This is a genomic window from Actinoplanes sp. NPDC051633, from assembly GCF_040681735.1.
Taxonomy (GTDB): domain Bacteria; phylum Actinomycetota; class Actinomycetes; order Mycobacteriales; family Micromonosporaceae; genus Actinoplanes.
In genome coordinates, this window is sequence record NZ_JBFAZH010001402.1 from 1 (window position 1) to 1,803 (window position 1,803).

A 1,803-nucleotide genomic window follows, 5' to 3' on the forward strand; every position below is an offset into this window, starting at 1 on the left:
GCGTGACCGCTCGGACGGCTCGCTCGTCGGCCGGGGCGGCTTCACCCGCATCGACCTCGACGGCGAGACGGTGCTCGAGCTCGGCTGGGTGGTGCGCGACGCGCGCGCCGGCCGGGGCTATGCGACCGAGATCGGCCGGGCCGCGCTCGGCTGGGCCGCCACCCACCAGCCGGACCTGCCGGTGGTGGCCTTCACCGAGGTGCACAACCGAGCGTCGCGAGCGGTCATGGAACGGCTCGGGATGCGACCGGCCGGCATCATCCGGCGTACGGGCCTCGTCGAAGGCCGCGACGGCCTGCACCCCGACGCGCCCTTCGCCCTGTACCGGCGCTGAACCTCGGAGGATCAGCCGAGAGTGGGCGCCCCCAGCTTCGCCAGGACGCTGTCCTCGCCGATGAAGACACACCCGCCCCCGCGCACCGTCTCGGTGATCATCGCGATCATCTCCGGCTTGCGCGAGTCCACCAGGTCGACCCAGTCCAGCGGCGCCTCCGTGTCCGGGTCGACGCGGGCGCTCCAGCCGGCGATCTCCACCAGGATGGGGATCAACCGCAGGCCGATCTCGGTCAGCCGATAGCTCACCCGCCGCCGGTCGACCGGATCCGGGCTGCTGACCAGCACGCCCGCCGCCTCCAGTTGGGTCAGCCGGGCGGAGAGCACACTGGGCGCGATCTTCTCCTCGGAGGCGAGGAACTCCTTGAAGGTGTGCTTACCGAAGTACACGATGTCGCGCACGATCAGCAGCGACCAGGGGTCCCCGAAGGTTTCCAGGCCGAAGTTGATCGGACAGTGCGACTTGCCGTTCGCGCGCTTCATGGCCGTCCTCTTGACTACGATAATGATAGTGGAATAGCCTGACGCCAGGATACCTCACTACGGTCATCATAGCGAAGGCGGATATCATGCGTACTTTCCACCGGCTCGTCGCCAACACCCTCCTGGCCGGCATGACCAACAACCTCGTCTGGTTCGCGCTGACCTTCTGGGCATACCTGGAGACGCGGTCCGTCCTCGCGACCTCGGTGGTCGGCGGCGCCTACATGCTCATGCTCGCAGCGAGCGGCATGTATTTCGGCACCTTCGTCGACCGGCATCGGCGGAAAACCTCGATGCTGGTCTCCAGCGTGGCGTCGCTGACGGCGTACGCCCTGGCGGCCGTCCTCTACCTGTTCACCCCGGCCGAGAACTTCCGCGATCTGAGCCGGCCCGAGTTCTGGGGACTCACGCTGCTTGTCCTGGCCGGCGCCATCGCCGGAAACCTCCGCACGATCGCGCTGTCCACCTCGGTCACGCTGCTGGTTCCGCAGGAGCAGCACGCCCGCGCCAACGGCCTGGTCGGCACCGTCAACGGCATCTCGTTCGCCCTCACCTCGGTCTTCAGCGGCCTGGCCATCGGGCTGCTCGGCATGGGCTGGGCGCTGCTGATCACCCTGGCGCTGACCGGGCTGGCGCTGGCGCACCTGTCCACCATCACCCTGTCCGAGCCCGCTCCCGGGCCCGACCCCGATGCGCAGCCCGGCAAGGTCTCGGCGTTCGACCTGCGCGGTGCGCTGACCGCCGTGCGCGCGGTGCCGGGCCTGCTCACGATCCTGTACTTCAGCACCTTCAACAATCTGCTCGGCGGCGTCCTCATGGCGCTGATGGACCCGTACGGCCTGACCCTGGTGTCGGTCGAGGCGTGGGGCGCCGTGCTCGCCGTCACCAGCGCCGGCTTCATCGTCGGCGGCCTGATCATCGCCCGCCGCGGCCTCGGCGCCCGCCCGGTGCGGGTCCTGCTGCTGGCCAACATGGCGATGTGGACGG

The 1,803-nt window shown here is 69.3% G+C and carries 3 protein-coding genes; 2 read left to right on the forward strand and 1 reads right to left on the reverse strand.

Translation table 11 applies throughout. The features are described 5' to 3' along the window. Positions 1–334, forward strand: a 334-nt coding sequence (locus tag AB0M20_RS41435) for a GNAT family N-acetyltransferase (RefSeq protein WP_364306800.1), incomplete at its 5' end; no start/stop codon positions are given. 11 nt (positions 335–345) lie between these two features. On the opposite strand, the gene AB0M20_RS41440 is transcribed toward AB0M20_RS41435, so the two are convergent. After that, positions 346–816, reverse strand: coding sequence for a helix-turn-helix domain-containing protein (locus AB0M20_RS41440; protein WP_364306802.1), 471 nt, complete (start codon positions 814–816; stop codon positions 346–348). An 86-nt stretch (positions 817–902) separates the two neighbouring features. Between AB0M20_RS41440 and AB0M20_RS41445 the strand changes: the two genes are divergently transcribed. Continuing rightward, the coding region (locus AB0M20_RS41445; protein ID WP_364306804.1) for an MFS transporter at positions 903–1,803 on the forward strand (901 nt) is incomplete at its 3' end.

What these genes read in the sequence shown, in the direction of transcription:
- AB0M20_RS41440 (WP_364306802.1), bottom strand. Translation starts at nt 816, where the DNA reads ATGAAGCGCGCGAACGGCAAGTCGCACTGTCCGATCAACTTCGGCCTG.